Genomic DNA, 26,179 nt, shown 5'->3' with positions numbered 1-26,179 from the left:
GCAATGACAGACCGCTTGTCACGGCCCTCCGTCGATCTCTCGACGGGAGCATGCGTACCGGGTGTCCTCGCTATCGTTCATGAGACAGGCGCGGAGCCGGGTCGAGGAGCGGATCAATGAACAGGGCGCCGGCCACTGACCTGACGGCCCTGCGAAACGCTGTGAATGACGAGCCGGCGAGTACGGCGGGAGCGTGGGCCGCTGGGCCTGCTGCCGTGGAGGGGTTCCTCCGGAGGATTGTCGACGATCTCAACCGGTTGCCGTCGTTGATCGTCCATCACGCGGAGTTCGGGCATTACGGCTCGGGATATGCGTCCTACGTCGATGTCCTCCTGACCAAGCGCGAAGGGTCGATGCGCCGCTCGGCGGACGGCTGGACAGAGGTCGAGGGATTACCTCTGACGCTGTGCCGGCTCGCTCCATTGGCGGCGCGCTTCGCACTCGACGTCCGGTCGTCCGGACCCGGTGGTAGTGGCGCCCGCGGCCTGCCCAGGCTGTCGGAAGTCACGGACACGGCCCCACCGGGGTGGGAGCAGGAGTGCCACCAGGTCGACCAGGTGCTCGACCGGCACAGGATCACCTTGCTCGGCTTGTCCGGGTCGACGGCAGAAGGGATGATCAGGTCCCTACCCCAGCCGCCGACAGACCGATTGACGGTGAACACACCGTTAGCGATCATCTCGGAGCCGGAGCGCCCCCGCCGGAGGCTGCCGTCTGGCCTTCAGACTGCGGGGCTGAGTGATGTGAGGTGGACGTGTCTGCTCGTGATCGCAGATTGGCCCGGGGCGCTTCTTGGTCTCTGACCAGGTCGGATTTGAATGAAGGGCTCGGTGAAAGCTTTGAGCACGTTCGTGAGCTGAACTTCTGGGGTGAAGTGCCGCACTACTGGGTGTTGCAGGCCTACTGGCGTCCTGGACAGGCGGGCGGCCTCCATCCAGAGGTCTATGGGATTGCGGTGAGCGTCTATCCCATTCGTTCGGTGGATCGTGCTGAGGTCCGGCGGGAGCTGTGTGAGACCGCCCTGCCGGCGCTGCGGGACTGGATAGCTCATGCGGTGGCGGCTTCTGAGACGTGGAAGGCCGTACAGCATGCGCGTTCGTGGCGTTGGACCGAGGATGGGGTGTTGGAGTCGCAGGAGTCCTGAGAACTTGGTGGCGGGCCGGTGGTCTGCGAGGGCGTTTGGTTCGGCAGGCGCGTGGTGCGGCGGAGGCCCGGGGCACCGCCGGCCAGGACCGGCGCCCACACCGCATGTCTGGACGGCAGGCAGCGGAGGGCCGGGTACGGCGGCGCGGCACACCACCGCCTCGATACCCATAAGAACAATTCGACAAAGCTCGTGGTATGCATTTAGGCCAGTCGGCGACTCATCAAATGATCAGACTGATGTCAGCCGGGGCGCCTGATCTCTGCCTTGATGCCACGACTGTAGGTTCTCAAGCTTCTTGATACCCCGAGTTTCACTGACCTGAGAGGACTCGATTGGTTCTCACCAAGTTGGCATCCAGTTGTTCTCACGCTGGGGGCATTTCCCTGCTCGACTTGAGGAACAGCTCAGGGAGGCGCTTCTCCGAGCGGTGACCGAATCGCCTACACGCGGCAAAGCTCCCCACGCCCCCGTCCGTCATTCCTTCGACAAGACCGGCCACACCGCCAGGACGCCGGGCATCGGCCCGATGGCGGGGGCAATCGCGCGGGCGAGAGCCGGGTCGGAGAACTTGACGAAGAAGGAACCCGGGTAGGTCCCATCCGACTCGGACTTCGGATCGGAGAGCTTCGCGAGTTTCAGGGCGTGACCGGGGTCTTGGAAGTAAATCGTCTCCACTCCGGGCAGGTCCCGCAGTCGAGCGACGATCGCCGCCTTCTCCCGCTCGGTGACCATCCCCGCCGCTCCCGCACGCCGGGTCTGCCGGCACTCGGATGCGGCCTGGGAGATGACGTCCTTCCCACATAGAGAGATCTGAGCCTCAGCCCTGCCTGCCCAGAAATTCACCCCCGACCGCGACACGGTGGAGACCCTCGGCGCCGACCTCATCTTTTCCACCACGGCAGGGAAGTCCTCAGCGCGACGGAGCGTGCCATGCAGGACATCGCCGGAGAGACCCGAACTCTGCGCTCGCCTGACGTCACCGATCCGTTTGAAGCTTCTGCGCCACTGATCGGACAGATCCTGGCCGCTCCGCATCTCGACCGACGTCACCTGGGGCAATGCCCGGAGCATGGCCTCGGTTTCCTGCCGTTGCTCAACGGTCGCCGCGGTCAGGCCAGGGCATCCGCACATGACCACCTCGAACTCCAAGGACGGGGACAGTGCGATATCCGGCGGAGGCTGGGGCAGCCAGGACCGCTCGTACAGATACCAGCCGCCGGCCCCGGCCAGGCCGATCACCACCAGTGCTACGGCGCAGATGGCCAGCAGCTTGGTATGCGCCGCCACCCAGGGGCCGAGTCCTGGCTCGTGGTCAGGGTCGTCACCGCCGAAGGCCAACTCCTCATATTCCATTCGTCCGACTATGTCGACCTTTTTGGGTTCTGGTCAAGGCGTATCGGAGGGGTGCCATGGTCACGTCCCGGCCTCTGGTGTTGGTAAGGCCGTTTATGCAGATGGTGTTTCTTCCTGGAAGACCTGCCTGATCGTTATTTCTCATAGATTTCAGGGGTGTAGCATTTTCGCATTCTGACTGCCTCGCCAGTGAGCCACAACTTGCGGCCTAGCGTCGATATTTCGGGCAGTCTTGGCGACTATTCATTTCACTACTACGGAGACCCGATGCACGAACACGTTGAAGTCCGTGTCACTGCCAGCAGCCGTGAGGAGGCGGGTCGAAGTGGACATGAGGCGACGAGGCGGCGGCACGTCGCTGAGGTCGGTGAGTGCATCGGTTACGGCGGGTGCGTGGTGCGGGTACGGTCCGGGGCACCGCCGGCCAGGACCGGCGCCCGCACCGCATGTCTGGACGGCAGGCGGCGGAGGGCCGGGTACGGCGGCGCGGCGCACCACCGCTGGACCACGCGAGCGGCGCTGATCTATCTGCACATGGCTGACCTGTCTGCACATGGAGGAGAAGCGGGACAAGATGATCGTTGACAGCATGGGCAGACTCGCCGAAGAGACCATGCGGAACAACGAAGATCAAGATGGGTTGGGTACGTAACGGGCGCGGAAGATCGAAAGAGCTCAGGAAAGATCAAAAGCCGGATCGAGAATCCATCCCTGACCTGGGCCTTTGAGTGGAGCGGTGACGGGAACCGGACTCGCACTGTCGGCTTGGGGAGTGTATGGATCATGCCTCATAGGGCGGCTGACCTGCGGGTGGGGCTGGGGCTGGTCGTGAGTGATCGTGGTTGAGCCCTTGTCACCCTGTCCAATGGCGCGCTGATGGCATGACGATCAGAGCTGCATGCGGTAGGGGTGCTGGTCGTGACAGCCGGACAGCAAGATCTTTCGTAGGCTACTTCGGAGGAGTTCGACACTCTCGTCACCGATCTGGAGATCGGCCCTGAGGACCGGCTCCACGTGCAACTCCTTCGCAGCCTCCTCGGTGAAGTGAAGTGTCAGACGGCCGGAGGCGATCTCGCAGTGAGTCACGCCGCCGTAGGTGGTGCCCGCCTGGTCTTCTCGGACGATGCAGTACGTGTCCATGTCCGCCTCGGCCTCCTGCTTGTCCGGTTCCTCCGTAGACACCATGAAGATCAAGGCATTCCCGGTGCCGTCCTCGTGCTCGGCCATCCCAAGAACGATCAGCTCCGGGCCGTCGTCTCGACCGACGGTTCGCACGACCATGGTCCCAAGGGGAGGCTCGGCCAGGCCAAGTTCTCTGTCTGCCGGCGAGGTCGGGGTGGAGCTGGGTTCTGGCAGGAGCACATCTTCGGGCCACGCCGCGATCATCCATGGCGGTATGAGAGCCGACTTGCGCGGGAACATGGTCAGTTCCTCCACGTAGGCCGGAGCGGGCACCTCGATGCCCTGGGCGAAGGGCGACTCCCCGTCGAAGGTGGACATCATGGAGTTGTACGACTTACCGCGCGGGCTGTAGCCGAGCCGGCAGACGGACCAGGTCCCCTCACCTGGCTTGTACTCGGCCACCTTCAACTGGTGGAAAAGGTCGTCGATGCCCTCGGCGGGTCGGATCTGCTGTGATCCGTCCGCCATCTGGTAGGTGACCACGGTTGTGCTGAAGGTGCCGAGCTGGCAGCGATGGACATCGACCTCCTGCCATCCGTCCGGGGCACCAGCCTTCACGGCCCGCCCGATCTCGATGCAGAGTTCATGCGCGTGGTCGAACGACATACTCACCGTGCCTTTTCCATCGGGCGAACGAGAACAGGAGCTTGTGGGGCGTCCTACCGGGTGGCTACGTCCGATTATGGACGCACTCCAAGCACATGCTTCGCCCGCCTGACGCTCCTATGTGCAAGGGGTTGAACGCTGTTGCCCTAATCCCTTGTTGCTGTGGCTGTTGTGGTCCTCGACGAGGGCACGGTAGATCACGTCTGAGAGGTGTCGTTTCAGGACGCGGAGACTGTCCTGGCCGGTATCCCTGGAGGTTTCCTGGCGTCGTCTTGCCTGGCCGGTCTGGCCGTGGTGGGCTCTCGTCGTGAGCCATGATCGCTACCCCGGCCGGCTATGCCTTCCCGTGAGCTTTCCAGATCGCCGATTCCGCATCTGGAGCTACGTGCCTTCGCATAGCGAGCTCGTTTTGCGGACGGAGTTCGAGCCGGATGCGCCGCACATCGAACTTCTCTTCAAGCCGGTCTACCAAATCAACCTTCCCGTGGCGATGTCGGGTGGACTCGTGGTTGATATCGACGATCGGGTGCAAGGTGAAGCGGAGACTGTGACTTTCGTTGTCAGCAATGATCGCTTCCGCGGGCACATCCTCGCCGACTATCTTTTCCTTGGCCAAGAGCAGCGATCACGATATAGCCCGTTCTCGCTCTTCCATGGCTTCCTCCGGAGCGAGTTCACGCGTTAGCGACACCCGCCGCGCCCCGCCTGTCTGATCATCCCGTCTGCTGTCGACCCGCCCGCAGGGAAACGGTCACGAGCCAGAGGCTCCCGTCGGAGGCGCCTCTTCGGACCTATGGTGGCACCGTGGCGGAGCGGAAGGGCGGCAACCTCAATCGCCGTCTCAACGACCGACTGTGGGACGACGCGGGCCGGGAGTGGGCGCGGGTTGTCGGGCGTACCTATGGCATCAGCGCCCAACGCGCAGCCGAGTTGTTCGCTGACCCCTCAGTACGTGTGGGCTCCTGGCGAATGTCGGGGCCGGTTATGTGGGCGGACTCTTCTGCGGAGCGAGGGCGTCAGCGGCGTCGCTACAGCCACGCCGGGAGTGATCCCAGCGTGGTCATCGAGGTGACGGAGTGGGCGCGGTCGAGCGGTGAGCGTCTGGTGCTCGTCGAAGACCACTGCTGAGCTTCAGGGGTTGGTGGCTTCCGCGAAACGCGGCCGAGTGCGCCCCAGCCGTGACCGGCCCCCAGGCCGCATGCACGGCCGGGGTCCGCGACGCTGGGCCGTGCGGCGGCGCGCCGCGCCGCCGCCTTGACCCCTACAAGAACAATTCGGCAACCTCTTTTCAGAGGACGGTTTTTCTGAATGGCGAAGGAGCTGATCTGGATGGATCTCAGGGTGACGCAGGTAGCTCTTTTGGGGGTCTCATGCCTGATTGCTGCGCTTGGCGTCTACACCTTGGTGACCAATCGGGTGCCTCGCCTGCGCTTCCTTCCCCGTGACCCCCGTAAGCCTCGACGCTATGGGTGGGGAGTGATTCTGATAGCGCTCTTCGGCTTCACGGGAGCGCTGGGTCAAGACGTGATGGAGCCGGGATCTGGGCCGGACCTGGCGTTGCTCGTACTGTCGTATGTGTTTTTCGTGCCGGGAATAGTGCTGGTGATGCTTTCGGGGAAGCGGTCTCAGTAGTCTCTGTGCTTCCCGGCAAAGCATCGGACGACTTCACCGGATAAGCGTTGGTCGAGTAGCTCGGGGGGTGCGCCAAGCGCTCTGCGGGCTGTGCGGCACCGTCCGTGGAACTCCTCGGCCAGAGCCTCGCGACAACAGCGCTGGCGTAGGCCCTCAGCCGTCACGGCGGGAGGTCCCCACGGGCTCAGTCGTCGGCGGACAGGCGGAGTTCCAGGATCTCCTCCTCGCCGAAGCTCTGCCCGGTGGGGGCGAATCCGGCAGAGGTGTAGAGAGCCTTGGCCACGACGTTGTCGGCGCGTACGCCCAGCCGCAGTACCGGCGCGCCGAGCCCGTCCCGCACATGCGCGACGATCTGCCGGAGGGCGGCCCGGCCCAGGCCCTTGCCCTGGTGAGACTTGTCGATCATCAAGCGGTACAGCCACACTTGGCCGTCGTCGGGATCAGGGCCATACATCGCGAAGCCCACGGCGCACTCGCCGTGCATCACCGCCTGGGTCACGAAGCCCGGCAGAAAGCGGCTTTCGGCGATCGAGTACAGGTTTGATGCGATGAGGTCGGACTGGTCGTCGGCCACCGTCAGGTCGGCCACGTCTTCCCAGGTCTCCCGGCACAGGTCCTCTAGGCGCACATGAATCAGCATGAGGTATCCATAGTCGATCTTCACGTGGGTCGTCATGTGAATTATTCGTACAACCGCCTGAGATCCGTCCGCGCGGCCTCGTGCGGGCGCGGATCACGGGCCACCATCCAGGACGGACCGGCGGATCCGGCACGTGATCAACGCCGTTTGGGAGGACTGGGAGGAGCATGCATGGGGACATGGCACACCCGCGCATGTGCCCGCATGCTTGATGGCCTCGTCCGTCATCGATTCTTCCTGTTGGGAGGACTGGGAGGAGCATGCATGGGGACATGGCACACCCGCGCATGTGCCCGCATGCTTGATGGCCTCGTCCGTCATCGATTCTTCCTGCCGGAGAGAGCCGAGCATTTTCGGGACGTGATACCTGCCATCGCCATAACGTCCACGTTATGAACTGGGGAGAGGCGAAACTGGGGCCAGAGGTCGATGAGTGGTCCGACATGCTTGATCAGTAGGACCAGGAGACGGCGGCGTTCTACGTCGACCTGCCGGCCGAACATGGCGTCCTGCTGGATGAGCCCTACCTCGTCCCTCGTCAGCTCCGTGGCAAGCCGCGTGAGCTACGTTTCCACCTCGACCGGGAGGCGGTACGGATCACTTACTGGATCGCACCAGGTCGACGGATCATCATGTTGATGGTGTCCCACAAACAGCGGATGCGTGAGTTCGCCGAGATGAGCGGGCGTGGCGGGCCATGCAGTGGTGTATCGCCGATGCGCACACGGCAGACGAGGAGTGATCGGCATGGGCGAGCGCAAGAGCTGGGGCGCCAAGCGGGCTGAGGTCATGAGCCGCCCGAGCGCCGGAGCGGCATACGAGGCGGCCAGGATCCGCTTCGAGCTGGGTGAGGCGGTAAGGCTACGCCATGAGCAGCTCGGCTTGACCCAGAGCGAGCTGGCCGAACGTGCAGGATTGAAGCAGCCGGCGGTGGCACGATTCGAGGCGGGCGGGACGACGCCGACCATCCCAATGCTGGAGCGGCTCGCGGAGGCTCTGGAGATGCGACTGAGCGTTCAGTTCCAGCCACTGCGCGAGGCGAGCTGATCTTCTGAGATGTTTCCAGAGCTGTAGATCACCGAAGTTCGAACAGTCGAGTCGGAAAACACTGAAAACAAGGCCCAGATCGGGAAATCATCCCTGATTTGGGCCCTTCTGGCTTGGAGCGGGTGACGGGAATCGAACGCGCGCTGTCAGCTCGGGAAGTCCTCTGAAACGGCGAATATCGGCCCATGGCTGTGTGTTGTCGACGGGCCGTACGCATCTGGTCCACGTGACCATCCCGTCTGTTGTTTGCCCACTCAAAGGGGAAATGGGCCAGGGCCTTGTCGTGTCTGTCAGGAGGAGTGGACTTCCGGGGCAGGCCATGCGCCATCTTCGGTGAACTGCGATCCCCAGTAGAACGGGTTCACGTCGCGAAGGGTGCGAACGCCCCATCCCGTCACGTTGGAGTCGTCGGGCACACCGACTTGTACGTCAGGGCCCCACAAGGCCAAGCGCTCCTGGCAGATGCCGCACGGAGGAAGGACGAGGACGCCGTCACGTTCGGAGGCCCGATAAACGCACACGGAGGCAGTGACCTTCTTGTTGAGCGTGTAGGCCTGGCAGATGGCGCCAGTCTCATGACACAGGGACACTCCGCCATTGAGATTGTCCAGGCCGACGCTGGTGAGGATCTGCCCATCCTCCAGGTAGACGGCCGCGGCACCACCCGACTCATCAGCCGGCCACCGCCGATTCATCTGTGCGATGGCTGCGTCGACAAGGGCTTGATCAAGCTGCATGCAGGCATCGTGCCACATCAAGGCGGTCAGATCCTTGCCACCCAGGGCTCGGAACCATCCCTGACCTGGGCCTTTCTGGCTTGGAGCGGGTGACGGGAATCGGACCCGCGCTGTCAGCTTGGGAATCGGCTGCTGGCGTTGGTGGTCTGAGTTGGAAAAACAGGGGTGCAGGTAGATGGGGCGCGGTTCCCCGTGATTTCCGGTGGATGACCGGGGGTCCCCGCCTGTTCTGGCACGGATCTGGCACGTGACCAAGGTGCTGGTCTCGCGTCTTGCTACGGCGTGGTGCTCAGCTGCTCGGTGGGCCGGGGCTGAGGGACGAAGTCCCGGACCGTCGATCGCCCCCAACCCTGTACGGCGATCATCCACCGCAAGGCGATCGTAGAGGGTACCGCTCCAGGGCACGTTCCTAGTTCAGATCAAGGCATGAGGTCTAGCTCGAAGAGGTTGCGTTGGCGGTGACGGTGTGGGCATGTGGAAATTGAGGTGTCAGAACCGGGCGCGCATCCTTACCCTCGGCCCCATGCGCCACGAATCTGCCCTGCTGAACGTCATCGATGTGGAAGCCACCTGCTGGGACGGACAGCCGCCGCCCGGCTCTGTGAACGAGATCATCGAGATTGGTCTCACCGTCGTGGACATGTCGGCACGGCGCCGCGTGTCCCGGCACCGTGTCTTGGTTCGCCCTGTCCGGTCGGCGGTGAGTAACTTCTGCACTGAACTGACCGGCCTGACGCAAGCCGAGGTGGAACGGGGCGTCACCTTCGCCGAGGCATGCCGGATCCTCGTCGAGGAGCACGAGGCCGGGAGGCGTCCCTGGGCGAGCTGGGGCGAGTACGACCGTCGGCAATTTGCTCGACAGAGTCAGGCTGACGGGGTGGCCTACCCGTTCGGCTATCCAACGGAACGCACCCACACCAACGCCAAGGCCGTATTCGCCGCGGCTTATGGGCTGCGCAAGAAACCCGGCATGGATCACGCTCTACAGATCGCCGGGCTGCCGCTCGAGGGACGCCATCACCGTGGCGAGGACGACGCGTGGAACATTGCGGCACTCGTTCTCGATCTGTTGGGCCGCGGGGCATGGCCAGTCACGGCCACAGTCGTCTAGAGAAGTGCCTCGACCTGGAAGCGGGACGGTGCAGGTCGTGGCCTCCACCACCGAGCTCAAGGACGGATCGGTGACCATCGGGCCGCCAAGTCCGCCGCCGGGACGCGTACGGTGGCCCTGCCCGAGGTGGTGATCTTCGGAGCTTCGCGCTCACCTGGACGCCTACGTCGGAGACGGCGACGAGGCGTTCGTCTTCCTCGTTCCGAGAGCTGATGAACCATATGGGCCACTCGACCACGCGGGCCGCGCTCATCTACCTGCACACCGAGGGGGACCGGGATCGGAGGGTCCCCGACGGGATGGGGAGGCTCGCCGAGAAGGCCCTCAACAAAGGAAGCCAGGAGGGATCGGGCACGTAACGGGCACGGAAGGCCGGAATGGAGTCTGGAAAGATCGAAAGCCAGGTCGGGAAGATGTCCCTGACCTGGTTTTTCATAGTGAGAGCGGGTGACGGGAATCGAACCCGCGCTGTCAGCATGGGAATTGCAGCGATCACCGGCTCTGGACCTCGGGTTGCCTGGTCAGCGGCACTCTCGGGCCGATCGCGAGTGACCGTGGCCACCCCCTCGTTACCGGGCTTAATGGCACGCTAATGGCACGGTGATCAAGCCCTGACGTGTGTCTCTACCACTCCTTACCCTCCGCCAAGCGCTGTTCCTTCATCGCGCCGATGGAGCTGCTGATAACTCGCAGCACAGTACGCACATAGTCACGCTCGACACCAATGCGGGTATGGAAGTCCCACTCATCGAGGTGGATGCCGTTGCAGACCTCATTGAGAGCATTGTTGATGGCGAGAGCGTCATCCGGGCCGAGGTTTTACGGTGATCACGTCAGCGTTTACTCGGGTGACTTCCACATAGGACATTGTCTAGATAGAGGTGCACCGCGCGCACCCACCCTGTCTGATCATCCCGTCTGCCGTCGACCGACCCGAAGGGGAAGCGGGCCAGGGCCAGGGGTTCAGGTGGAGCGCCCCGCTGGACGAATGATCTGGCACCCATGCCCCTGGTCTGCTCGGCTTGTTCCGGATCGATGGCGGGCGGGATGACCAGGCTCCATCTCAGCCCCGAACAACTCGCGTCGATTGCGCCGCTCTTTCGAGGCATCCCGGAGCCGGAACGCTCTCCACGAGGGGGCCTGCCTCCGGTCACATGTGCCTTGGCTGTGTCGGAGGGGGACTTCAACCAAATCCCCATGGTCTTTGACCACCGAGTTCCTCGCCGGAACCGTTGGAGCGTGACATGCGCTCCGACCGCTGGATCCGGCACACCACGACCGCGAGCGTCCTGCTCGTCGCTGACGCCGCTGTCGTCTCTTTCCGGCACATGCACGAGCTCGCGTTGGTGCATGGCAAGGACCCGTCGGCCGCCGCTCTCGTCCTCAGGGGGCGATCAGAACCGGAGTCCCCAGAGGCAGTCCTGCCAGCACCTTGAGCGCGCGAGCAGGCACCCTGACGCAGCCGTGCGTGACCGCCTTGCCGAACACCTTCAGGTCCGGCCAGCCGTGGAAGGCGACCGTGCCGGGACCGCCGCCGAAGGTGTCGAGCGTCGGCGAGTGCGTGCCGAGCGGCAGGATCAGCGGGCTGTAGGCCTTCTCCTTCGGAGACATCAGAGCCAGCATGAAGGTCCTGCCGACCGGGGTGGGTGTCTCGGAACCGCCGACGGCCACCGTCCAGGTGCCGACCTTCTTGCTCGCGTTCATCACGGTCAGCTGCCTGGTGCCCAGCTTTACGATGGCGCGATAGCGGCTGCGCGCCTTCTTCAGGCCCTTGGCCTTGATCCAGCCGGTCACGTGGTTGGGCTTGCTGGGCAGGAGCACGCGGTACCAGCCCTTGCGCGCCTCCACCACCGGCACCCAGGTCTGGCTGCCGAGCTGCTTCGCCGGGAGGGTGGCCGCGGGCTTGCCGCCGGGCAGGGCGTAGACGGCCACCGTGCGTGCGGGGTGGACCACGACGCCGCTCAGCTTGCCGTACGTGTCGGTGTCCTGCGGGAGGCCGCTCAACTCCGTGAACGTGGTGGCCTGGGGGAGTGCGGTCGCCGTGACCGAGGCGCCGACGGCGAGGGTGACGGGCGACGCGGCGACGCTGGCGGGGGTCGAGGCGACGAGGCTCATGGCGACGAGCGCGGCGCCGATGAGGCGGCGGGAGGCATCGAGCGGCACGATCGGCTCCTGGGGTTCTATGACACATACGACACGAACGCGTAACCATCTGACTCGGCTAGATAACGGTTTGGAACGTTTGAAGGGCCTTGGTCAGTGGGTGTGACATTTTTACACAGAGGAGCCCCATGAGGCTCCAGCTCTCTCATACACCCCGAGGTGCGGTCGTGACACCCCCCAGACTCTCTCCAGTCCGTCGCTGGATCGCAGCGGCACTCATGCTCGCAGTGGCAGCGCTCGCGGTGCTCGCCATCTCCAATACAGCCTCAGCGGGAACGGTCCAGGGGAAACCGAAACCGCCCGGCGACAACGGCGACGTCAAGATCCACAAGTGGACGACGCCGGAGGACGATCAGCGCAATGAGCCGCACGTCTGTGTGTTCTACCTGGTCGGGTTCAACTTCGACGCGGCCGAGCAGGTGAGCTGGAATATCAAGTCCTGGCCGCCCACGGGCGACAAGACCACGGTGAAGAGCGGCACCCTCGTGCTCGACGAGGACGGGCATGGCCGTACGGTCGACATGACACTGCCGAACGGGCACTACAAGCTGTTCTGGACCTTCGCGGGGAAGCACGGCGCGCCCAAGCACAAGGTGTTCTGGGTCAAGTGTGAGCCCACGCCCACGCCCACCCCGACGCCCACCCCCACGCCGACGCCCACGCCGACGGTGACGCCCACCCCCACGCCGACGGTGACGCCCACCCCGACGCCCACCCCCACCCCCACCCCCACCCCCACCCCCACCCCCACCCCCACCCCCACCCCCACCCCCACCCCCACGCCGACGGTGACGCCCACGGTCACTTCGACTCCGACCCCGACTTCCACACCCACTGCGACGCCCACTCCCACGCGGACGCCCACCTCGACGCCGACGCCGAGCAGCACGCCGACCCCCACCCACTCCGATAAGGGTGATCGCGGGACGGTGATCCACGACTGGACCGAGTGGGACGAGAACGTCACGCAGACGCAGGACGAGCCCAAGCCCGCGCCCACCCCGACGCCGGTGAAGACCGACATCCCGGTCACTGGCTGACAGGCGACACCGAGCGACGGAGGGCCCGGATCAACGCGATCCGGGCCCTCCGTCGTCTTCTCAGCTCCAAACGAGCATGCGCAGCGGATCCACGAGCATCGCCCCCACGTCGCGGAGGAACAGCGAACCGAGCTCGCTGCCGATGATCCGGTGATCGAACGACAATGCCAGCGTGGTCACCTTCCGTACGGCGAGCTGACCGTCGACGACCCACGGCAAGTCCTTGATCTGGCCGAACGCCAGGATCGTCGACTCGCCCGGGTTGATGATCGTGATCGTGCCGCCCGACATCTCGGCCGGCTGCGTCTTGCCCGACCGCGCGGTCCCGGTCAGCTCACCGAGCGCCCTGGCGAGTACGCCTTGCGCGGCTGCATGTTCCGCGGAGTCTGCACTCGCCGGATGGAAGGCAACTGGGCGAACCAGTTGCCTCATCACCGCTGTCGCTATCCGCAGGAGTGCGGTATAGCCAACAAGATCGACCATCCCCGCAGCGTCAGCGCGAGGGAGGACGCGGTCCTGCCCCACCTGGACCGCTGGCTCGCGGGGTCACGTCCTCCGGCAGGACGGCACTCCCGTCGACCTGGAGACCTACGACTACGTCCGGGCGGCCCCCTCCGGCGCAGTGGCTTCAACACCCGCACGCGCTGGGTCATCGAACAGGCGCCAGAAATGATCAAGGCCCGGGTCGGGAATCTATCCCTGACCTGGGCCTTTGGAGTGGAGCGGGTGACGGGAATCGAACCCGCGCTGTCAGCTTGGGAAGTCTCTATCGCGCCTGGTCGCTGAACTGGGAAGACGCTGACCTGTGGGGGAGCGGGTCGAGTACCCATGATTCCCCGCGAGTCCCCCTTGATCACCCTCCTGACGGGCACGTAACGGGCACGGGGACCGTCTGCGCCTTCGTCGTCCTGGTGCTCGGTGGGCCGGGGTTGAGGAACGAAACCCCGGACCGTCGATCGCCCCCGACCATGTACGGAGATCAACTACCGCAAGGCGATCGTCAGGGCTGCGGGAGACGAGCGTAAGTTGTGAACGTGGACCACGGCGGCAGGTCCGGGGAAGCGCGTGGGGCGCACCTGGCGTTCGCAGACATCAACGCGAGCTGTAACAGTCGGGCGCCGATAAGATCACGGGCCTATGGGGTAAAGCCGATGCTTCTTACCCTACGAATATGGGGCGATGGCTGAAAATCACACTGGCAGTCGTAGTCATCATGGGCGCCACGGCCTGCACGCCGCCCATAGCCGGGTCGACCGGGGTCAGCGTCGATGCGGCGGGCCATCCGATCATTGTTTTAGCGTGGTGCGATGGCGCCACACCAGAGGATGTGATCGTTTCCCACGACGAACCGTACTCCGGTGTATTGGGGGCCGACACCTTGGGTGATCATTCGAATCTTCCGAGTATCACCGCATCCACTCACTCGGTCGAGGACGCGGAGTTCAGTGCGCCAGACCTGGACGGGCAGAGTGCATCGGTACGCCTTGACGCCCCGACCGGCGGTTGGACAGCGGAACCGAAGCCGCTTGTCCTAAAACCGGGGGTCACCTATAACGCATTCGGCGGCAAGGGGAGAGGCAACAGTAGGATCAACACCTCCTGGGTCAGCTTCACGGCCGAGAGCGTGGCAAGACTCAAGCCGGGCCAAGTCCTTGTTCAGGGCGTGAAGGAGATTCCCCTGAAGACCCCAATCGACGGGGTCGACACAGAGTTCATCTCGATAGACACGGTAATCTCCCAGGAGAAGTTTGACCGCGAGGGACAAGACCCGACCAACTGCCAATGATGAGGCCGACGGTCCCAATGATCAGGAGGCGGCGGTGCGTCGCTCAGGTCGGTGGGTGCATCGGTTGCGGCGGGTGCGCAGTGTGGCTACGGCCCGGGCGCCGCCGGCCGGGACCGGCGCCCACGCCGCACGCCCGGACGGCGGGCGGTAGAGGGCCGGGTACGGCGGCGCGGCGCGCCGCCGCTTGATACCTACAAGAACAATTCGGCAAGATGCGAGCGGAAGACGCTGTGCAGCAATCAACTAGCTCGCAACTGATTTACTTTCTTGGCAATTAGGTCTGTAAAGGTTTGCGTACGGACTGTATCGCGATCCAGGATCCCGTCGGCTTCGGTCTCTGTGACTGCCTCGTCTACCAGAGGAAGTAGCTGAGCGACAAGATTTAGCCCTTCCGTTGGGTCCCATAAAACATCCGTGATTCGCTCACAATATTTTTCCAGATCCCTTTTCTTTGTGGGGGCTTTTGTGGAGCCGTGAATGAGATGCCTAATTGCCATTAGGAGTTGATATCTTGCGGGCTTATACTTCGTTGGAACATAAGGGTTTCGAAAGAAGTAATCTAGCCTGTAATATGCCACGGCTGCGGCGTAGTACGGGTACGGATTATCCCCTTCTGCAAAAATCTCGTCTTTTCTTATTTTCTGGAGCTCTCGGTAGTACCTTCCTGCGCGCCATGGCTCATCTAGGAACATCGCTGCGTAGGCCCTAACTAGCTGTGGGCGCGTGATAATCCGAGTCTTCTCAAGACCGCTTACGCTGGCGTACTGCTTCGAGCGACGCTCATAGTAGAGCTTGTGCTCAACAGGATGAGCAACAAAGAAGTCTTCCAATTCCTTCTGGAAGTTCTCCAGGGCTTGAAGATCTTCGTCGCTTACTTGTGTCTGCTTATTTGTAGCTGCTGTAATAGTGCTAGCTACATCTTCGTCACGTGTTACGATGACCTTAATCGACAGATAGACACTATCTCCGAGATTGTCGCGTTCGTCGAACACGACATGACTCGTTTGGCATCCGTTGACTATCTGATAGTCACGGAGCGTGAACGTGTTTCTCGTTGTCTGTATTTCTCGCGCTACGATTGTGATTCCATTATTTAGAACCACAAACCTATCGCGCTTCTCTGGACTTGCAAGAGTTTCCCTGATCCCGCGATTAACTTCGTTGTAGTCCTGGAAGTCTCGAACGTTGTCGTAGAATAGCGACCTTCTGATATTCCCTGCGCTATCAGTTATAAGCTTCAAATATTCTGATGATTTGACGATTCCGATGTGAGCCCCTTCCACGCCTTCTATGTCAGGTAGAACGATAGAGTTGGGGAAATCAAACGACGCCTCTACACTATTCTCTGACTGGCGATAGAGTGCCTGTATTTCCTTCGCGCCGAAACATGAGAAGCTAACTTCTTCGAAGAGGTTTAGTGATTTTAAACGTTTAATGGCGCCGTTCAACTTCGCGCGCAGATGTGGGTCTTCGTCCCATGTTCCAGTGGTAACGTACCGAATTACGAGATCCGGTGCGCCGCGACGGAATGATGTGCTGTGCTTATAAAGTTCATCAATTAGTTGCTTGAATGCTAAAACATCGGCATTCATTGGGAGTGTGGGGGTCTCTGCAAAGAAATCACATATATTGTCCGCTAGATCGGTGATAGTAGTTCCAGTGAACCCACTTGTGGTGCGTGCCTGAACTATTATTATGCGTGCCTGAAGGTAATTGTTGCGATCTTTTAGATCTCTAATTTCTTCAACGTCTTCAACGAGGTCCCCGTTTACAATCAGGGCGACTGCATCGAATCCGAGATCGTTCCCGCCGCCGGTTCGTAGGTCTTCTGGCTCGAACGCATCGTCGTATTCGGCGGAAACGACGCAGTGAGCCGCAAATGCTTCAAACTGCTCAGATTGCGAAAGTTTTTTTAGTTGCCGCGTTTCAATAAATTCGCCGAGCTGGCTGGCTGTGATTTTGTCCATACTTATACTCCTTGGTGGGGATTATTTGGCTTCTAGTGCGAGATGGCATGTACTGTAGCACTTGTAAGTTGTTGGATCCATGCCACTTAAGGCGAATCACATTCAGGCTAGATAGTCATCTAATCTACCGATTGTGAATTATTTCGTATATTGTCCCAATTTGCCCTGTTTCCTAATCAAGCAGATCGAGTTGGCGCGTGCTGAGTGCGCGGCGGGCGATAACGAAGCGCTCGTGGAATTCGCTTGCGAGGGCTTCCCTGCGGTAGCGCTGCCTAATAACCCGATCGAGGTCTGCGGCGCGGTTGACGAGGTCCGTGAGGGATCGGCGATCGATTTCGAACGCGGCTATACCCTGTTCCACGGCCGCGTCGAGGTCGCCGCGTCGGGCGTGGACGATACCGAGGTCGATGTGAGCATCAGCGACGCGCATGGGGGCATTGGAGGTGCCGTCGGGTCGGGTGTGCATCTGGATTGTTTCGAGGGCGTGTTCTTCGGCGCGGTCGTTGTCCTCAAGCCAGGTGTAGGCGGTGGCAGCGTAGAAGACCCACTTGGCGTGGTCGAACACGAAGTGATGGTCGGGGTTTCCGGGGATCGGGAGTGTGGCGAGGATGTCGGCTCCACGAGTGAGGGCTCTGTCGGCTTCGCGGCGGTCGCCGATGCGGGCCAAGCCGCGGGCCTCTTGCAGGGTGAGTTGGACCATGGCACTGGACTGGCCGGCGGCGGCCTGGCCCATGCGGGAGGAGGTCACCACATCCTCGTAGCGGCCTTCGACTAGGGCGAACCACGCAGACATCTCGTAAGCCCAGCCCATGAGTTCGCCGTGCCCGACCTGGCGACCCATCTCGTAGGCGGCACGGCGGGCGGTCTCGGCCTCCTCCCGCTCGCCCAGGTCGTAATGAACGCATCCCAGTAGCGCGGTCAGCCATCCTGTGATGACCAGGAGCTCACGGTGCTGGTCGAGGGTGATCCGGCCGGACAACAGTCGGGTGACCTGAGCGAGGCGCTTCTGTGTCCGGTCGCGCAATGTGGCGGCGGAAACGACCGGATAGGCCCGGCACAGCAGATCGACGGCCTCGGAGAGCGCTTCAAGTGTGCCGTTCCCGACATCGGAAGCCTGGAGTTGCTGGGCGAGTTCCATCGTTCCGTACAGGTCGGCCTCGGCCCGGAGCGCATCCACGGGAGGCATCACGGTGGCCTCGATCAGGCGACTCTGACCGCGCCGGTTCTGACGGAATCCCAGAGCTCCGGGCTGCAGTCCGGTCAGTTGTGTGAGGGCGAGCCGGTAGGAGGTGTGCGGCCATGAGACCTCCCCGGCCTCCCATCGCCTGATCCGCTCCTCATCGCAATTCAGATGTTCGGCGATACCGGCCGGAGTGGCGTTAATTCGGTCGGCCATATCAGCGCGAGTGAGCTGGTGCTCATTACGCCACGCTCGGAGTTGGACATTCGGGATGTTGTCTGGCATCTCGGGTCTTCCTCGCGGCTGGGGGCTCAAGAGGGGGAAAGAAGGGGGGCTTTTCGGGGGTCCTGCCATTCGTGAATTGCCGGTGGACTTGCCATCAAGCAACCACGGTACGTCAGCCCGCCTTCCGCCGCAGGGAGCGCGGATCAAAACGAGGAGATGGCGACGGTGACCCGGCCAGACGAGACCAGCGAGACACGCCCCTGCCCCGCGTGCCGGGGACGTGGAACCAAGCTGCGCAGCTCGCGCCGTGCCCTTCTCCTCGGCGAGAGCAGCGATGACCACGAGACACACGGAGAACAGCAATGTCTCGACTGCCTCGCAAGCGGCCGGGCCGAAAGGAACGCCAGATGAATCCGATCATGCAGACCGCCGCGGCCTACCTGTCCGAACAGCAGCAGCAGAGTGAGGCCCTTCTCCTCACGCTCCTGCGCGATGCGTTGCTCCCGCTCGGGGTCCGGGCGGAGCTGCGCGACAACGACACCGCGCTGATGATCCCCCGTCCACAGGTGGGGCTGCCGGTGTGGGTGTTCGTCGGCTACGGCGGCGCTTACTTCTCCTGGCAGTCCGCCGAAAAGCGCCATCCGGTGAGCGACGTGCCGGGCGCGGCCCAAGTTTTGGCCGACTACATCGGTCTATAGGCGGGCGCGGCGGGGCGGTGAGCTCCCCGGTCAGGAGGGGTCCGGGGAGCGTTGCCCCTGCCCCGTCGCGCCTTTCATCTCCCGGCAGGCAGACAGGCCGGTGCGTGCAGTCCGCCCCCGTACCGCACGTCTTTCCCCCGCTGTCTGCCTGCCGGGCTCGTGTCTTGGCTGTCTTCTCTGGCCTCCCTGTCTGCCGGTCGCGTGACAGGTGAGGAAAGCCAAGTTACGCTCTAACTTGGTAAAACAACCTGTCGGGTGATGGACGGTCGTAATGTCGCTAGAGTCCGTACCGCCGAAGTACGCACAGCTCGTGCAGGCGCTTCAACGGCGCATCGAGTCGGGGGACTACCCGCCGGGCTCGCTGCTGCCCAGTGAGAACCAGCTCATCAACGAGTTCGGCGTCTCCCGGCCCACCGTCGTCGCCGCCCTCCGGGTGCTGCGCGAGCAGGGATGGATCGACTCCCAGCAGGGCAAGGGCCGGTTCGTGCGCGGCCGTCCGGCGATGGCCTCGGCGGAACAGCCCCGCCCCGGACAGGCGTACCTGACCGCCCCGGAGACCGCGTCGGCCGGTGAGGTGATCGAAGCGGCGGCGGTAGCCGTACCTAACCGCATTGCGGCCCTGCTCGGACTCGCCCCGAAGACCAAGGCGTTCCTGCGCCGGCGCTTGGTCAGCCGGGACGGCGAACCCACTGAGGTCGTCTCGGTGTGGGTGCCGCTGGAGCTGTCCGAGGGCACCGACCTGACCAGTGCCGACCCGCTCCCGCAGGGACTTCGCGAGCACCTCCAGTCCCGTAAGGGCGTGCGGTTCGATCACATCGTGGAACAGATCACCGCCCGCATGCCCGCCACGGATGAGGCCAAGCGACTCGGCATGCCGAAGAACACGCCGCTACTGGCGGTCTACGGAGCGGTTCGGGATGCCTCGGGTACGGCTCTGGCCGTGGTGGAGGTGCTGCTCCCCGCTGACCGCCACGAGTTGGAGGATGCATACCCGCTGAGTTAGGCCGGTTCGGGCCGGGCCAACGCGAAGCCGAGCATTGGCCACACCATGCCCTTTGACCTCTTGGCGACCGTCGCGCTGTGGATCACGCCGATAGCCTGCGCGTAGGGCGACTTTCTGTGATGCCACGTTGTCTTGATGCGCCCGCAGGCGGAGTTCGGTCAACGTGGTGTTCTTGAAGATCCACGCAGTGAACAAGACCAGAGCCCGGGTCGCTGCTCCCTGCCCCCGGGCCTCGGGCGCCAGCCAGTAAGACACCTCTCCTGCCTGCCCGTTATGGGCTAAAGCGATGTTGCCCAGAGGCGCGCCAGACGCCGCGTCACGGATGAGAAAGCCCTCTTCGTTGTCGGCGCTGCGCAGGCGATTGATGGCAGCTTGAACCTGTGCGGCGTCCAGAGTCGGCGAGTCGGTAGTGAAGCGCTGAATCTCTGGGTCGCGCACAGTCTCCGCATACCAGGCCGCGTCCTCATCGCCCCATGGCTCCAAGCGCACAACCCCGTCGTCCACGGCTCCAGTTTTCCAGCGCGACGTCCGGGGCGGAAGGCTCTTGATGTACCTGTCGCAATGGTTAGAAGGATGTCCCCTGCTCCTAGGCACTTGACCTAGCAAGTTTCGCAGCTCTACTCTCAGAGCATCACTTGACAGATTAAGTGTCTATCACTCGGCAAGAGGAGTGCCATCATGGCTCTGCAAGGACCCATCCCCGTCGGCTTCGACATGGTCTTCCCGCACGGCTGCTACGTCGTCGGAGAGGTTGAGCCGGTCAAGGACTTCGACGCCTCCACCAACGGCCGCTTCGTCCAGTCCCGCGACAAGCAGTCCGGAGAACTGGTGTGGCAGGTCGCGGTCATGGACGCCGACCCCACCGTCAAGCCCGGACAGAAGACCGTGGCCGTCAAGATCCTCGCCCCCGTCCAGCCCGTCCCCCCGGCCCCCATGCCGGGCCTGCCCTTCACCCCGGTCGAGTTCGACCACGTCACCGTCACCCCCTACGTCAACGGCACCGGACGCCTCGCCTACTCGATCAAGGTCCGCGCGATGCGCGCTCCCCGTTCCGCTGCCACTCCCGCTCCCACCAAGAACACCGCCACCACCGCAAAGGACGCCGCCTGATGACCCGCCGCAGAACCCACCGCGTCAGCATCATCACCCTCAACACCGGTCGCGGTGCCCGCGCGACCAGCCACCCCTACCCGGCCCGCACGCCGGTCCTGACGCTCGACTTCGGCGCCCTGTCGGTCCTGGTCACCACCACGGCCGGCGACCAGGTCACCGGCGCCGACGTCGCCTTCGCCCGCCAGCTCGCCCACGAGGCCGACCGGTTCGCCCGCTCGGTCGAGCGCTCCTTCCACGGCCTGGCCAACGGACGGGGCGTGGCGGCGTGAGCGAGCGCAAGCCCTACACCTACCTGACCGCGTCGATCGACGAGGGAGTAACCCGGCTCAACGTCGCCTTCTACACCGCCGACCTACAGGTCATGGTGCTGGGCGTCGGAGAGGGACGGCCGACCTTGGACTTCTACAGCGCCGAGGGCGAGCTGAAGATCTCCACCACCGGAGCGGGGCCGGTCACCGCCGCCGATGTCGCCCTGGCCCGGAAGATCACCGACGCCGCCGCGTGCTACCTGGCCGAATGCCAGCGCCTGCACACCCAGCAGCAGGACAACCCCGACCGGGCCGGCGAGAGCGCGGCCTGACATGAGGCGGGGCCGCTGGAACTGGTCCTTCCGGCGGCCCCTCATCTCCCCGGATGCGAATCAAGAGAGGGCTCAAGCCTAATGTTCAAAAAACTGCCTGGAGACGAGGCGCAACACCTCGTCTCCACCACCCCCGACACCGCCGTGGTCTTCCGCCCGGCGGTGGTTCAGACCCCGGCCATCGTCACCCTCGTCATCTTCGCCTGGCGGCTGCTGGTCGGCGCCGTACGCCTGCTCTGGCGGCACCCGATCGCCTCGGCCGTCGTCGCCGTCCCCGGCGTTATCTGGACCATGTACGACTGGCGTGCCGCCTTGATCGCGGTCACTGCCCCGGTCTCGGTCCTCATCCCCTGGGCGTTCTTCGAGCGGACCTCGTTCAACCGCTGGATCGGCTGGCGGCTGCTGGCCTGGTGGCGGCTGGTCTGGGTCTATCGGCGGCACTGGCAACCGGTAATGATCGTCTCCGGTCTCGGCCGGCACGTGCGCGGCCGTGACTACCTGCCCCGGCTCATCCGTATCCGCTGCACCTTCTGGGCCGACGTGCTCACGGTGAAAATGATCAGCGGGCAGTCGGTCAAGGACTGGGCCGACCGTATCGACCACCTCGCTCACGGCTTCGGCGCGACCTCGTGCCGGGTCACCGTGGAGCGGTCGGGTCGTCTGCGGCTGACCTTCCCCCGGTGTGACCCGCTGGCCGTCCCGCTGCCGGCTGTCGCCATCCCCGCGGAAGCTTCGGTCGGGCCGATCGAGATCGGCAAGCAGGAGGACGGCTCCCCCTACCGGCTCAAGGTCCACGGCACACATGTCCTCATCGCCGGGGCGACCGGGGCAGGCAAGGGCTCGTTCCTGTGGTCGGCCATCCGGGGTCTCCTCCCTGCGATGCGGGCCGGCCTGGTCCAGGTATGGGCGCTGGATCCCAAGCTCATGGAACTGTCCTTCGGCCGTGCGATCTTCGGTGACCACTACGCCGCCGACCCGGCCGCGTGCGCCGACCTGCTGGAAGCAGCGGTCAAGATCATGCAGGAGAGGGCGGGCCGGTTCGCCGGAGTCCAGCGCAACCACATTCCCACCACTGAAGACCCGTTCCTCCTGGTGCTCGTCGACGAGGTCGCGTTCCTGACCGCCTACCAGTCCGACAAGGGCCTCAAGGTCCGCATCTCCGCCGCATTGGCCACGCTCACCACCCAAGGGCGGGCGGTCGGCGTCGGCGTCATGGCCGCCCTCCAAGACCCGCGCAAGGAGGTCATGAACATCCGCAACCTGTTCCCCGACAAGATCGCGCTTCGGCTGGACGAGTCCGAACAGGTGGACATGGTCCTCGGTGACGGCGCTCGGGACCGGGGCGCCCTGGCCGACCTGATCTCCCCTCGCCCGGAGCAGGGCGCGGGCGTCGCCTACGTCCGACTCGAATCCTCACCCGACCCGATCCGGGTCCGCGCGGCCTACGTCTCCGATACCGACATCAGGGACATGGCGGCTCTGTTCACCGGCGACACCACGCCGATCGAGATGGGAGACGCGGCCTGATGAGGATCACCATTCACGGCACCCCGGCCGAGATCGACGGTCTGCCGTTCCGGCGCCTGCGGACCTTCGACGGCTGCGACCTCGCCGAGGTGACGCTGATCGTCGATCTCGACACCGCCCGACTCCGCAAAGACCCCTATGGCGACGCCTACCGGCTCTGCGCTGACCTGATCGGCCGAGAGGAGACCATGTGACCGACCCCCTCACAGGCTCCTCCACCGCTTCGGCCGATACCCCGGTGGACGCCTCGGACCGCACGCTTCCCCGGCTGGTCCGACAGACCCTCCCCCTGGCCCTGGACGTCGCCGTGGAGGTCGCCAAGAACAACGGCGTCTGCATCCGGCCCATCGAACTGCGACGGCTCGACACTCACACCGGCATGACCGAACCTTTCGACCTCCCCTGTGGTGCCACCCAAGAGGCCAAGTGCCCGCCGTGCGCCAAGCGCAACAGACAACTCCGGATGGCTCAGTGTCGCGAGGGCTGGCACCTGGAGGCCGAGCCGGTCGCCGAACCCAACCCCTCCACCGAAGAACAGCGATGGCTGATCGAATTCCGCGCCGACGTGCAGGCCAAGCGCGACCAGGCCGACCGCGACGGCGAGGACACCGGCGACTGGGACGAGGCCATCGCCGGAATCGACGCAGAGATCAACGCCGCCGGGATGCGGGGCAACGTCCTGGGCGGCCGGACAGCTCCCAAGCGCTCCCGCTCCACTCGCAGGCGGCAGGATGCTCCGGACCTGCCCAAGCGGGCCAGGACAGACACCACCCTCGGCCGGACCTTCACCGGCTCCGATGGCAGGGTCTACCGGCCGTCGTTATTCGTCACCCTCACCCTGCCCTCCTACGGCAAGATCCGGGCCGGTCAGGGCGTGCCGGTCGATCCCACCAGCTACGACTACGCCCGTGCGGCTCGTGATGCGCTGCACTTCTCCAAGCTCGTCGACCGGTTCGTGCAGAACCTCCGCCGGGTGGCCGGCTATGACGTCCAGTACTTCGCCACCGTCGAACCGCAGAAGCGGCTTGCTCCACATCTTCATATGGCGATCCGCGGCACCCTGCCCCGCGCGGAGATCAAGGCCATCGCCGCCGCGACCTATCACCAGGTGTGGTGGCCGTCGGTGGATGAGGTCCGCTTCGACGGTGACCATCTGCCGGTATGGGCTGCGCGAGATGAACTCGCTGAGCCGAACTCGGACGGGCAGGCGGGGGACTACCTCGACCCTGCCACGGGGGAACTGCTGCCCACCTGGGACGAGGCGCTCGACAAGCTCGACCAGGACGACGAGGCGGAACCGCTGCACGTGCTCCGCTTCGGTGATCAGGTCGATGTTCAGGGCATCGTCGCCGGGTCGCCGGACGCTCACAAGCGCATCGGCTATCTGACGAAGTACCTGACCAAGAGCCTGGGGGAGACCCTCGACCCCGATGACATCGGCTACCACGCGCGGCGTGATCACGCTGCTCGGATGGTCGAGGCGCTGCGCTACGAACCGTGCTCGCCGACGTGTGCGAACTGGCTGCGGTACGGCGTGCAGCCCAAGGGCGCCAAGGCGGGCATGGTGCCGGGCCGGTGCCGCAGCAAGGCGGTGCCGCAGCAAGGCTCACAAGCCCGAACACCTCGGCTACGCCGGTCGTCGGGTCCTGGTCTCGCGCAAGTGGTCGAACAAGACCCTGCGCGAACACAAGCAGGATCGCCGGGCCTGGGTGCTCGATGCGCTCGGCCTGCCTGACGAGACGCCTACCGACCCGCACCGCTACGTCTGGCGGCCGGTCTCCACCAAGGACCCGACCCGCACTCCGCTGGCCAAGCGCCTCCTCCGGGGCGTCGCCAATCGGCACCGCACCCGAAGACGCCTCCTCGAACTCCAAGCCAGAGCGGACGGACGACCCATCGAAGACCTTTCGGCAACTTCACCGCCGGGGGTGGCCGCATGACCAGGAAGATCAACGAAGAGCCCGTCTCGCTCCTGCCCGAACTGGCGCAGGGCCGGTTGCTCACCGTCGAAGAGGCCGCCGAACGGCTCAACACCTCGGTCCGCTTCCCCCGTCGCCTGATCGAGGAACGCCGGATCACCTTCATTCATGTCGGACGCAACGTCCGTATCCCCGAAGCGGCGCTTGAGGCGTTCATCGCGGCGGGACTGGTCGAACCGATCACCACCACACGACGCAGGAGGGCCGCGTGATGGCCAAGTCCGCTGTTTCCACCCCCGGGGAAGAGTCCCGGCGTTCGGCTGGAAGGAAGACGGCCAAGAGGCGTTTCGGACGCGTTCGGCAACTCCCGTCCGGCCGGTTCCAGGCTCGCTACAAGGGGCCGGATGACATCGACCGGGCGGCCCCCGAGACCTTCGCGACCAAGCGCGACGCCGAGATCTGGCTGACCAAGAAGGAGGCCGAGATCCTCGCCGAGGACTGGAGCAATCCGGACCTCGGGAAGGTGTCCTTCAAGGAGTACGGCGCCGACTGGGTGGACGAGCGCCCCGGCCTGCGGCCCAAGACGGTCCAGCTCTATGAGGGCTTGCTCCGCCTGCACCTGGTCCCGACTTTCGGCAACCTGGCCGTGAGCGAGATCAAGGCGACTCACGTGCGCAAGTGGCGCAAGACGCTCCTGGACGGGGGAGTCGGGCCGGTCACCGTCGCCAAGGCGTACCGGCTGCTCAAGGCGATCATGAACACGGCGGTGGAGGACAAGATGATCAAGTCCAACCCGTGCCAGATCAAGAGCGGCGGCAAGGAGGAGTCGCCCGAGCGGCCGACGCTGACCATGGAACAGCTCTTCACCCTGGCCGGCGCGATCGAACCACGGTTCCGGGCGCTGGTGCTCCTGGCCACTTTCGGCAGTCTGCGATGGGGCGAGCTGGCGGCACTCCAGCGCAAGAACCTCGACCTGGACGCCCGGACGGTCAAGATCACAAGGTCCACCACCGAGCTTAAGGACGGATCGGTGACCGTCGGCCCACCCAAGTCCGCGGCGGGCAGGCGCACCGTGGCCCTGCCCGAAGTGGTGATCTCCGAACTCCGCGTGCACCTGGACAGGTACACCGATGATCACGAGGAGGCGTATGTCTTCCTGGGCGCGAAGGGGGCCATGCTGCGGCGGCCGGCCTTCACCCGGATCTGGGCCAAGGCACTCAAGGAGGCGAAGATCTCGGGTGTCCACTTCCACGATCTCCGCCACACGGGCAACACGTTCGCCTCCCGGTCGGGCGCGACGCTCCGAGAGCTCATGAACCGGATGGGGCACTCGACAACGCGGGCGGCGCTGATCTATCTGCACACGGAGGAGGAGCGGGACAAGATGATCGCCGACAGCATGGGCAGGCTCGCCGAGGAGGCCCTACGGAAGAACGAAGATCAAAGGGGATCGGGCACGTAACGGGCACGGAAGATCGAAATGAGGCTCGGAAAGTACGGAAGCCAGGTCGGGAAACAATCCC

29 protein-coding genes are annotated in these 26,179 nt (G+C 64.2%); 20 read left to right on the top strand and 9 right to left on the bottom strand.

The window, feature by feature from the left end; translation table 11 throughout:
- Window positions 1-116: 116 nt before the first annotated feature.
- On the top strand, window positions 117-803 hold the full coding sequence (locus tag J2S55_RS12580) for a hypothetical protein (protein ID WP_306860020.1): 687 nt from the start codon (window positions 117-119) through the stop codon (window positions 801-803).
- 11 nt (window positions 804-814) lie between these two features.
- Window positions 815-1,144: a hypothetical protein gene (locus tag J2S55_RS12575; protein ID WP_306860018.1), complete on the top strand. Its 330-nt coding sequence runs from the start codon at window positions 815-817 to the stop codon at window positions 1,142-1,144.
- 477 nt (window positions 1,145-1,621) lie between these two features.
- Here J2S55_RS12575 and J2S55_RS12570 read toward each other — a convergent pair whose 3' ends face one another.
- Both J2S55_RS12570 and J2S55_RS12565 read right to left on the bottom strand, forming a co-directional pair.
- On the bottom strand, window positions 1,622-2,485 hold the full coding sequence (locus J2S55_RS12570) for a permease-like cell division protein FtsX (RefSeq protein ID WP_306860016.1): 864 nt from the start codon (window positions 2,483-2,485) through the stop codon (window positions 1,622-1,624).
- A 903-nt stretch (window positions 2,486-3,388) separates the two neighbouring features.
- Window positions 3,389-4,288, bottom strand: a complete 900-nt coding sequence (locus J2S55_RS12565; protein ID WP_306860014.1) for an Imm10 family immunity protein — start codon at window positions 4,286-4,288, stop codon at window positions 3,389-3,391.
- A 307-nt stretch (window positions 4,289-4,595) separates the two neighbouring features.
- Between J2S55_RS12565 and J2S55_RS12560 the strand changes: the two genes are divergently transcribed.
- Both J2S55_RS12560 and J2S55_RS12555 read left to right on the top strand, forming a co-directional pair.
- Complete coding sequence (locus tag J2S55_RS12560) at window positions 4,596-4,973, top strand: hypothetical protein (RefSeq protein WP_306860012.1); 378 nt, start codon at window positions 4,596-4,598, stop codon at window positions 4,971-4,973.
- Window positions 4,974-5,596: 623 nt separating this feature from the next.
- Window positions 5,597-5,920 (top strand): hypothetical protein, encoded by a 324-nt coding sequence (locus J2S55_RS12555; RefSeq protein WP_306860010.1) that lies wholly within the window; start codon window positions 5,597-5,599, stop codon window positions 5,918-5,920.
- Window positions 5,921-6,104: 184 nt separating this feature from the next.
- Here J2S55_RS12555 and J2S55_RS12550 read toward each other — a convergent pair whose 3' ends face one another.
- Window positions 6,105-6,584, bottom strand: a complete 480-nt coding sequence (locus tag J2S55_RS12550) for a GNAT family N-acetyltransferase (RefSeq protein WP_306860009.1) — start codon at window positions 6,582-6,584, stop codon at window positions 6,105-6,107.
- 723 nt (window positions 6,585-7,307) lie between these two features.
- Here J2S55_RS12550 and J2S55_RS12540 point away from each other — a divergent pair.
- Entirely contained in the window at window positions 7,308-7,607 is a 300-nt protein-coding gene (locus tag J2S55_RS12540) for a helix-turn-helix domain-containing protein (protein ID WP_306860008.1), read from the top strand.
- A gap of 290 nt (window positions 7,608-7,897) precedes the next feature.
- Here the strand turns inward: J2S55_RS12540 and J2S55_RS12535 are convergent, their stop codons facing one another.
- Complete coding sequence (locus J2S55_RS12535) at window positions 7,898-8,344, bottom strand: cytidine deaminase (RefSeq protein WP_306860007.1); 447 nt, start codon at window positions 8,342-8,344, stop codon at window positions 7,898-7,900.
- 523 nt (window positions 8,345-8,867) lie between these two features.
- Between J2S55_RS12535 and J2S55_RS12530 the strand changes: the two genes are divergently transcribed.
- Window positions 8,868-9,455, top strand: a complete 588-nt coding sequence (locus J2S55_RS12530; protein WP_306860005.1) for a 3'-5' exonuclease — start codon at window positions 8,868-8,870, stop codon at window positions 9,453-9,455.
- A 221-nt stretch (window positions 9,456-9,676) separates the two neighbouring features.
- Complete coding sequence (locus J2S55_RS12525) at window positions 9,677-9,814, top strand: hypothetical protein (RefSeq protein WP_306860004.1); 138 nt, start codon at window positions 9,677-9,679, stop codon at window positions 9,812-9,814.
- A 1,024-nt stretch (window positions 9,815-10,838) separates the two neighbouring features.
- Here J2S55_RS12525 and J2S55_RS12520 read toward each other — a convergent pair.
- Window positions 10,839-11,618, bottom strand: a complete 780-nt coding sequence (locus J2S55_RS12520; protein WP_306860003.1) for a L,D-transpeptidase — start codon at window positions 11,616-11,618, stop codon at window positions 10,839-10,841.
- 218 nt (window positions 11,619-11,836) lie between these two features.
- On the opposite strand from J2S55_RS12520, the gene J2S55_RS12515 reads away from it, so the two are divergent.
- Window positions 11,837-12,658 (top strand): hypothetical protein, encoded by an 822-nt coding sequence (locus tag J2S55_RS12515; RefSeq protein WP_306860002.1) that lies wholly within the window; start codon window positions 11,837-11,839, stop codon window positions 12,656-12,658.
- Between the two features lie 60 nt (window positions 12,659-12,718).
- Here J2S55_RS12515 and J2S55_RS12510 read toward each other — a convergent pair whose 3' ends face one another.
- Window positions 12,719-13,141: a 2-oxo acid dehydrogenase subunit E2 gene (locus tag J2S55_RS12510; RefSeq protein WP_306860001.1), complete on the bottom strand. Its 423-nt coding sequence runs from the start codon at window positions 13,139-13,141 to the stop codon at window positions 12,719-12,721.
- Window positions 13,142-13,829: 688 nt separating this feature from the next.
- On the opposite strand from J2S55_RS12510, the gene J2S55_RS12505 reads away from it, so the two are divergent.
- The gene (locus J2S55_RS12505) at window positions 13,830-14,444 is read left to right on the top strand and encodes a hypothetical protein (protein ID WP_306860000.1); all 615 of its coding nucleotides are present in this window, start codon (window positions 13,830-13,832) and stop codon (window positions 14,442-14,444) included.
- A gap of 239 nt (window positions 14,445-14,683) precedes the next feature.
- On the opposite strand, the gene J2S55_RS12500 is transcribed toward J2S55_RS12505, so the two are convergent.
- Window positions 14,684-16,411 (bottom strand): AIPR family protein, encoded by a 1,728-nt coding sequence (locus tag J2S55_RS12500; protein WP_306859999.1) that lies wholly within the window; start codon window positions 16,409-16,411, stop codon window positions 14,684-14,686.
- Between the two features lie 172 nt (window positions 16,412-16,583).
- Complete coding sequence (locus J2S55_RS12495) at window positions 16,584-17,876, bottom strand: NsdA family TPR-like regulatory protein (protein ID WP_306859998.1); 1,293 nt, start codon at window positions 17,874-17,876, stop codon at window positions 16,584-16,586.
- Between the two features lie 347 nt (window positions 17,877-18,223).
- Between J2S55_RS12495 and J2S55_RS12490 the strand changes: the two genes are divergently transcribed.
- Both J2S55_RS12490 and J2S55_RS12485 read left to right on the top strand, forming a co-directional pair.
- A complete protein-coding gene (locus tag J2S55_RS12490) occupies window positions 18,224-18,514 on the top strand; it encodes a hypothetical protein (protein WP_306859997.1) in 291 nt (96 codons plus the stop codon).
- Window positions 18,515-18,785: 271 nt separating this feature from the next.
- Window positions 18,786-19,517 (top strand): GntR family transcriptional regulator, encoded by a 732-nt coding sequence (locus tag J2S55_RS12485; RefSeq protein WP_306859996.1) that lies wholly within the window; start codon window positions 18,786-18,788, stop codon window positions 19,515-19,517.
- Here the strand turns inward: J2S55_RS12485 and J2S55_RS48285 are convergent.
- Window positions 19,404-20,006, bottom strand: coding sequence for a GNAT family N-acetyltransferase (locus J2S55_RS48285; RefSeq protein WP_370879776.1), 603 nt, complete (start codon window positions 20,004-20,006; stop codon window positions 19,404-19,406). The genes J2S55_RS12485 and J2S55_RS48285 overlap by 114 nt on opposite strands.
- Before the next feature lie 189 nt (window positions 20,007-20,195).
- Between J2S55_RS48285 and J2S55_RS12480 the strand changes: the two genes are divergently transcribed.
- The 9 genes from J2S55_RS12480 to J2S55_RS12445 all read left to right on the top strand — a co-directional run bounded on the left by J2S55_RS12480 (window position 20,196) and on the right by J2S55_RS12445 (window position 26,118).
- Window positions 20,196-20,627, top strand: coding sequence for a plasmid replication, integration and excision activator (locus tag J2S55_RS12480; protein WP_306859995.1), 432 nt, complete (start codon window positions 20,196-20,198; stop codon window positions 20,625-20,627).
- Window positions 20,627-20,899: a hypothetical protein gene (locus J2S55_RS12475; RefSeq protein ID WP_306859994.1), complete on the top strand. Its 273-nt coding sequence runs from the start codon at window positions 20,627-20,629 to the stop codon at window positions 20,897-20,899. The genes J2S55_RS12480 and J2S55_RS12475 overlap by 1 nt, the downstream gene beginning before the upstream one ends.
- Complete coding sequence (locus J2S55_RS12470; protein WP_306859993.1) at window positions 20,896-21,210, top strand: hypothetical protein; 315 nt, start codon at window positions 20,896-20,898, stop codon at window positions 21,208-21,210. Before J2S55_RS12475 ends, J2S55_RS12470 begins: the two co-directional genes overlap by 4 nt.
- 81 nt (window positions 21,211-21,291) lie before the next feature.
- Window positions 21,292-22,737 carry an FtsK/SpoIIIE domain-containing protein gene (locus tag J2S55_RS12465; RefSeq protein WP_306859992.1) on the top strand — a complete coding sequence of 482 codons (1,446 nt, stop codon included), beginning with the start codon at window positions 21,292-21,294 and terminating at the stop codon, window positions 22,735-22,737.
- On the top strand, window positions 22,737-22,931 hold the full coding sequence (locus J2S55_RS12460; protein WP_306859991.1) for a hypothetical protein: 195 nt from the start codon (window positions 22,737-22,739) through the stop codon (window positions 22,929-22,931). Before J2S55_RS12465 ends, J2S55_RS12460 begins: the two co-directional genes overlap by 1 nt.
- Window positions 22,928-24,472: a replication initiator gene (locus J2S55_RS12455; RefSeq protein WP_370879641.1), complete on the top strand. Its 1,545-nt coding sequence runs from the start codon at window positions 22,928-22,930 to the stop codon at window positions 24,470-24,472. The genes J2S55_RS12460 and J2S55_RS12455 overlap by 4 nt, the downstream gene beginning before the upstream one ends.
- Window positions 24,384-24,677 (top strand): hypothetical protein, encoded by a 294-nt coding sequence (locus tag J2S55_RS48280; RefSeq protein WP_370879775.1) that lies wholly within the window; start codon window positions 24,384-24,386, stop codon window positions 24,675-24,677. Before J2S55_RS12455 ends, J2S55_RS48280 begins: the two co-directional genes overlap by 89 nt.
- Complete coding sequence (locus tag J2S55_RS12450; protein ID WP_184755292.1) at window positions 24,674-24,928, top strand: excisionase family DNA-binding protein; 255 nt, start codon at window positions 24,674-24,676, stop codon at window positions 24,926-24,928. Before J2S55_RS48280 ends, J2S55_RS12450 begins: the two co-directional genes overlap by 4 nt.
- The gene (locus tag J2S55_RS12445) at window positions 24,928-26,118 is read left to right on the top strand and encodes a tyrosine-type recombinase/integrase (protein ID WP_306875308.1); all 1,191 of its coding nucleotides are present in this window, start codon (window positions 24,928-24,930) and stop codon (window positions 26,116-26,118) included. The genes J2S55_RS12450 and J2S55_RS12445 overlap by 1 nt, the downstream gene beginning before the upstream one ends.
- The last annotated feature ends 61 nt before the right edge of the window (window positions 26,119-26,179 follow it).

This window comes from Streptosporangium brasiliense (assembly GCF_030811595.1).
GTDB classification, from domain to species: Bacteria; Actinomycetota; Actinomycetes; order Streptosporangiales; family Streptosporangiaceae; genus Streptosporangium; species Streptosporangium brasiliense.
The sequence above is the reverse complement of the archived record's forward strand: the minus strand, read 5'-3'. Positions and strand labels throughout refer to the sequence as shown.